This window comes from Bartonella sp. AD328YNZD (assembly GCF_042196425.1).
In genome coordinates this window covers 1-6,606 of the sequence record NZ_JBHIQG010000118.1, presented here as the reverse complement: position 1 = coordinate 6,606, position 6,606 = coordinate 1, and the positions used below count along the sequence as shown (strand labels likewise).

Sequence of the window (6,606 nt, the reverse complement as noted above, 5' to 3'; positions counted from 1 at the left end):
CGAGGAAGTCGTGTACAAGCTGTTGTTGCTGAATTACAAGGCGAAAAAATTGATATTATTCCTTGGTCGCCTGATGCGGCAACATTTGTCGTTAATGCACTGCAACCTGCTGAAGTTTCTAAAATCATCCTTGATGAAGATGCTGAACGGATTGAAGTTATTGTGCCAGATGATCAACTTAGCCTTGCTATTGGACGACGTGGGCAAAATGTTCGCTTGGCTTCGCAACTAACAGGATGGAACATTGATATTTTAACGGAAAAAGAAGAATCTGAGAATCGTCAAAAAGAATTTACTGAACGGAGTAAATTGTTTATGGAGGCCTTAGAGGTTGACGAAATGATCGGACAGGTTATGGCATCAGAGGGTTTCTCTTCTATTGAAGAAATCGCCTATATTGATCTTGAAGAAATTGCTTCTATTGATGGTTTTGACCATGAAACTGCTAATGAAATCCAAAGTCGTGCCCGCGAATATCTTGATCGGCAAGAAAAAGAGCTCGACGAAAAACGTAAAAAACTCGGAGTTTCTGACGAATTGCGAACACTTCCTGGAATGACAAGTGCTATGTTGGTTGCTGTAGGTGAGGATGGTGTAAAAACGATAGAAGACTTTGCTGGCTATGCCGTTGATGATTTAGCTGGCTGGAGAGAACGTAAAGAAGGTCAAACACAGAATTTTTCTGGTATTTTAACCCCTTTTGACATTACACGCGCAGATGCAGAAGCTATGGTTTTAGCCGCACGTGTACAAGCAGGCTGGATAGACCAAGCTGATCTTGTTACAGAAAGTCCTGTAGAAGATGAAAATTCTGCAGAAAATGAAAAAACAGATGATTTGGATGTGGATACACTTTAAATGAATGAACGGACTTGCATTGTAACCAGAAAAAATGCTTCAGTACAAACACTGATCCGTTTTGTTATTGGTCCCAATAACCAAATTGTTCCTGATCTTAAAGCGAATTTACCAGGGCGTGGCATTTGGATTTCTGCCCATCACGCTGTTATTGAGAAAGCAATCAAACAAAAAGCTTTTCATAGAAATTTTAAAACAGATGTTGAAGTTGCACCAAATCTTGTGCATGTTGTTGATACGCTTTTACTAAAAGCCGCTCTTTCAAGCCTTTCCATGGCGCGAAAAGCGGGAGCAATTGTTATGGGAGCAACAAAGGTTGACGCTGCTATCCGCTCTGGTAAAGTTATTCTTGTACTTCATGCTAAAGAAACAACAGAAGATGGGAAACGAAAAATTGCACAGGCCATCCATTCAATACAACAACAAACAAATCGGACTATAAAAACCATATCTTTATTTACAAGTGATGAAATGCGAGTGGCTTTTGGCTCTAATCCTGTAATGCACGCGGCCTTACTGGACACAAAAGCTGCTGGAGGATTTCTCAAAACGACATGTAAATTGATCAGCTATCGTGACGACAAGCATAGTAAGTCTAGTGAGATGACGGCACAAGCCGTGAAGGAAGTACAATGAGTGAAAATAACAACGACAAAACAACCGTCAAGAAGACACTAACTCTCAAGAGGTCTGTCTTGGAAACGAGTACGGTTAAACAAAATTTTAGTCATGGCCGTACGAAGGCTGTCGTTGTCGAAACCAAACGGCGTAAAATTACGCGACCTGATGAAAAATCTGAAACCCTACAGCCCATTACAAAGCCGCATGTGGCTTCTCAGCGCTCTAAACCACGTTTTGAGGAAAAAAAGCCTCAAGAATCTGTAGCCAAAAGCAATCTTTCATCGGCTGAAATGGAAGCAAGACTTCGCGCATTAGAAGAAGCACATATCCAAGAAAGAATAACGCGAGAACAAGCCGAAGAAGAAGCAAGGCGCGCTAAAGAGCGTGAAGAAATTTTACAGCAAGAAATTAAAGAAAAAGAAATACATCTCCAACAAGAAGAAGAAATATCGCCAGTACAGATTCCACCTGTTCCCCCTCTCATTGAACAGACAGATATTCCTATTGCGCCTAAACATACAACCGTGGTTGAAAAACGCAAAATAGATGACAATAAAGAGGAAGAACGGCATAGTCGACGTGCTAATCCTGCTAAGTCAGACATACGTATACCCAAAGTTGTCAAAGGAGCTGATGAGCGGAGACGCGGAAAGCTAACTCTGAATAGTGCACTGGATGAAGAAGGAAGCGCACGTGGGCGCTCAATGGCTGCAATGCGGCGTAGACAGGAAAAGTTTAAGCGTGCACAAAATCAAGAACCAAGAGAAAAAATTTCTCGCGAAGTTGTTCTTCCTGAAACGATTACCATTCAAGAGCTCGCACAACGTATGACTGAGCGTTCTGTTGATGTGATTAAATTCTTGATGAAACAAGGACAAATGATGAAACCGGGCGATGTTATTGATGCAGATGTTGCCGAACTCATCGCTGTTGAATTTGGCCATACTGTTAAACGTGTTTTAGAATCTGACGTAGAAGAAGGTATCTTTAATATAACAGATAATCCTCAAAACATGCAGCAACGCCCCCCTGTTGTAACCATTATGGGCCATGTTGACCACGGAAAAACTTCTCTTTTGGATGCTATTCGTAAAGCAAATGTTGTTTCTGGCGAAGCAGGAGGTATTACGCAGCATATTGGTGCCTATCAAGTAGAACAAAACGGTCAAAAAATTACCTTTATTGATACACCAGGGCATGCTGCATTTACGGCTATGCGTGCACGCGGAGCGCGTGTTACTGATATTGCTGTTCTCGTTGTAGCCGCTGATGATAGTGTTATGCCTCAAACGATTGAATCAATCAATCATGCGAAAGCTGCTGGTGTCCCTATCATTGTTGCTATCAACAAAATTGATAAACCAGCTGCGAATGCACAAAAAGTGCGTACAGAACTTCTACAACATGAAGTGTTTGTTGAAACTATGGGTGGAGAAACTTTGGACGTTGAAGTTTCTGCTAAAACTGGTCAAAATCTTGATAAACTTCTCGAAGCTATCCTTCTTCAGGCTGAAATGCTTGATCTGAAAGCAGATCCTCAACGAACTGCAGAGGGCGTTATCATTGAAGCCAAATTGGATCGCGGACGTGGGTCTGTTGCAACAGTTCTTGTTCAAAAAGGTACATTACACCCTTCTGATATTATCGTTGCCGGAAATGAATGGGGTCGTGTGCGTGCTTTGATTGACGACCATGGCCGCCATGTCAAAGAAGCTGTTCCCTCTACACCAATTGAAATTTTAGGCATGCAAGGAACACCACAAGCCGGAGACCGTTTTGCTGTTGTCACACATGAAGCAAAAGCACGTGAAATTTCTGAATATCGTCAACGATTAGCACGTGATAAAGCTGTTGCGCGGCAAACTGGTTCACGTGGTTCTCTTGAACAAATGATGACAAAATTGCAAACGACTGGTGTTAAGGAATTTTCTCTTATTATAAAAGGGGATGTGCAAGGATCAATTGAAGCAATCGCTTCAGCATTGGAAAAACTCGGAAATGACGAAGTTCGTGCGCGTATTGTACATTCTGGTGCTGGAGGAATTACCGAAAGTGATATTTCTCTTGCGGAAGCTTCTAACTCTGCTGTAATTGGCTTTAATGTTCGAGCCAATAAGCAAGCACGTGATTTTGCTAAAACACAAGGAATTGAAATTCGTTATTATAACATCATTTACGATCTTGTTGATGATATCAAGGCTGCTATGTCTGGATTACTCTCACCAGAACAGCGTGAAACATTCCTTGGTAATGCTGAAATTCTAGAAGTCTTTAACATTACAAAAATTGGAAAAGTTGCAGGCTGTCGCGTTACAGAAGGTAAAATAGAACGAGGAGCCGGTGTTCGCCTTATCCGCGATAATATCGTTATTCACGAAGGAAAGCTGAAAACACTCAAACGCTTTAAGGATGAAGTCAATGAAGTGCAAAGTGGTCAAGAATGTGGAATAGCCTTTGAAAATTATGAAGACATGCGTGCAGGAGACATCATTGAGACCTTCCGTATCGAACATATTAATCGCACATTATAAAATAATCCAATAACTTTACTCTGTTGTGAAATGAGAAAAGTTATTAGGTTTTATACGCAATATCTCTTTTTCCTTATCTAAATGGTCAAAAAAGAGATCTTGTAGCAAGGATAAAACTTTGATGAAAAATGCAGGGCCATCACAACGGCAACTTAGAGTAGCAGAGCAAGTACGTCATGCAATAGCGCATATATTACAGCGTGATATTTTGCTTGATGATATCTTAAAAGATATTGTTATTTCTGTCTCTGAAGTACGCATGTCACCAGATTTAAAAATTGCTACTTGCTTTGTATCACCTCTCAGCACTCTTAAAAATGCTTCTCATACCGATGTTGTTGATACCCTCAATAAACGTAGTCGTTTTCTCCGTGGAGAAATCAGTCATGCGTTGCGACAAATGAAATATATGCCAGAACTGCGTTTCCGACTTGATAATAGTTTTGATAATTTTTCAAAAATTGATGCCCTCCTTCGCTCGCCTGAGGTTGCACGCGATCTTCACCATAGTGATACAGATGAGGATTAAAGATATGGCGCGGCAACATAAGAAAAAAGGGCGTCCTGTTTCTGGCTGGGTCATATTTGATAAACCAAAAGGAATGAAATCAACAGAAGCTGTTTCACAAATCAAATGGCTCTTCCATGCTCAAAAGGCAGGACATGCGGGTACACTTGATCCTCTTGCTTCTGGTCTCCTTCCCATTGCATTGGGCGAAGCAACCAAAACCGTCCCTTACGTGATGCAAGGCAAAAAAACTTACCGTTTTCATATTGCTTGGGGGCAAGAGCGCTCAACAGATGATCTAGAAGGAGAAATAACCAAAACATCTCTCAAACGTCCAACTCGAGAAGAAATACTTGCTCTTCTTCCTCAATATACAGGTATTATTTTGCAAACACCTCCACAGTTTTCAGCAATCAAAATTGCCGGAAATCGTGCCTATGATTTAGCGCGTGAAGGGGAAGTTGTTGAAATTCCGCCCCGTGAAGTGGAAATAGAAACTTTCAAGTTATTAGAAATGCCTACCAAAGAGCATTCTGCCTTTGAAATAACCTGCGGAAAAGGAACTTATGTGCGCTCTTTAGCACGCGATATGGGACGTGATCTCGGTTGCTATGGGCATATTGCTGATTTAAGACGTATTGCCGTCGCACCTTTTGATGAAGAAGATCTCATTACATGGGAGGAACTAAAAGCAGCCATTCCGCCAAATAAAAACACTACAGAGGAAAATAATCGTTCTTTTGAAAAAAAATTCACAACACTTGATGGGCTCTTAATTGAAACGAGCGCTGCATTGGATTGCCTCTTTCATTATACCCTTAATGAAACCCAAGCACAAAGAGTTATGAAGGGGCATTCTATACCCTTGTGTCATCACAAAGTACCTCTTGATGAAGATGAAATTTGTGTCCTCTATAAGGAACAACTTCTTGCTATCGGCACCCTCGACAAAGGTCTATTTAAAGCAAAGCGGATTTTTACAATTTAATCGATTCTTTCCCCCTTTTGCGGAAAAATCATTTTTCTCTCTCAAATAAAGAAAATGTTTTGCTTTTCATTGTCTCCATTTTTCTTATTCACATCAAAAATTAAGTTAACGATACAAGCCAACACCATCATACACTTTGTCCCCCCTAATGTCACAACAGTCCTTGCATTTAAAAAGATTCATAAGCGGCATGTTATATCCCTTTTTCAATCTCTTTTTACTTACACATTAACCTCCGTTTGTAATGAATCAGCGAATGATTTGGATGGATTCAACCTAAACACATTTAAAATGAAATAATCCTAAGATATCTAGACTTTTACATTCAATATAAAAAACAGTTATTTATTCTTATAATCAATGTGTTGGAATCATATGCATTGCATCCAACCTTAAAAACTCAAGAATCTATATCATGTTAAATCACTCATTTGATCATTACAGTACACACCTACATAATCTCTTTTTGGCGAAAAGAATTGTTTCGAATAGAAAAACTCAAACCTTAGGATTTAAACACATTGTAAGGATAATCCCTTCCAACTATCTATCCAATAAAAATTGATCGTTGACCACCTAAAAATGACATCATTATGCTTACAATCGATTATTCTAATCATCACGAAAGCACGCAAAGGTTTTGTAAAAATATCTGTAAAGAATAAGAAATTGTCAAGCTAGGGACTAGCTTATCGTTGTTTTTTGTATCGAATAAAAAGCTGGTATATCTCTTCATTCCATGGTTGGTATATTTTTTATTTCATGACTTTATTTATCTGATAATACTATATTTCTTCTCTTGCTTATAAAGCAATATTCAACCCTAATACTGTAACATTTTTGAAAGAAAGATTAAAATGGTTGGTATTTTGTAAACAGTTTCAACCTTCTATTCCAGATATGAGTAAAGATATATCTGGTTGAGTAATATTTAAAAGGATAAAATAGCTTCATTTTGAAAAAATATGCAAGCAAAAACAAGCTATTTTTCATCTTACTATTATCCCTTTCATTCGACTCTAATTTTTAAATAATAGGGATTACGCTTTGTCTTACGTTTTTATTTTTCTCGCTCTTTTAATATGATTATTTCTCACTCA

Annotated in this window: 5 protein-coding genes; all 5 read left to right on the top strand. The window is 39.1% G+C overall.

Annotated elements, in window-relative coordinates:
* Positions 1-858 (top strand): transcription termination/antitermination protein NusA (locus ACFIO3_RS06790; protein ID WP_375704233.1); only part of this gene is annotated, 858 nt, incomplete at its 5' end.
* A complete protein-coding gene (locus tag ACFIO3_RS06785; RefSeq protein WP_375704232.1) occupies positions 859-1,494 on the top strand; it encodes an RNA-binding protein in 636 nt (211 codons plus the stop codon).
* A complete protein-coding gene (infB, locus tag ACFIO3_RS06780; RefSeq protein WP_375606783.1) occupies positions 1,491-4,010 on the top strand; it encodes a translation initiation factor IF-2 in 2,520 nt (839 codons plus the stop codon). The genes ACFIO3_RS06785 and infB overlap by 4 nt, the downstream gene beginning before the upstream one ends.
* Before the next feature lie 121 nt (positions 4,011-4,131).
* Entirely contained in the window at positions 4,132-4,539 is a 408-nt protein-coding gene (rbfA, locus tag ACFIO3_RS06775) for a 30S ribosome-binding factor RbfA (RefSeq protein WP_375606782.1), read from the top strand.
* Positions 4,540-4,543: 4 nt separating this feature from the next.
* Positions 4,544-5,506 carry a tRNA pseudouridine(55) synthase TruB gene (truB, locus tag ACFIO3_RS06770; RefSeq protein WP_375606823.1) on the top strand — a complete coding sequence of 321 codons (963 nt, stop codon included), beginning with the start codon at positions 4,544-4,546 and terminating at the stop codon, positions 5,504-5,506.
* Positions 5,507-6,606 lie beyond the last annotated feature (1,100 nt).

Excerpts from the sequence above, each read along its gene's own strand:
- ACFIO3_RS06785 (WP_375704232.1), top strand. The coding sequence starts at position 859 with ATGAATGAACGGACTTGCATTGTAACCAGAAAAAATGCTTCAGTACAA.
- truB (WP_375606823.1), top strand. The coding sequence starts at position 4,544 with ATGGCGCGGCAACATAAGAAAAAAGGGCGTCCTGTTTCTGGCTGGGTC.
- infB (WP_375606783.1), top strand. The coding sequence starts at position 1,491 with ATGAGTGAAAATAACAACGACAAAACAACCGTCAAGAAGACACTAACT.
- rbfA (WP_375606782.1), top strand. The coding sequence starts at position 4,132 with ATGAAAAATGCAGGGCCATCACAACGGCAACTTAGAGTAGCAGAGCAA.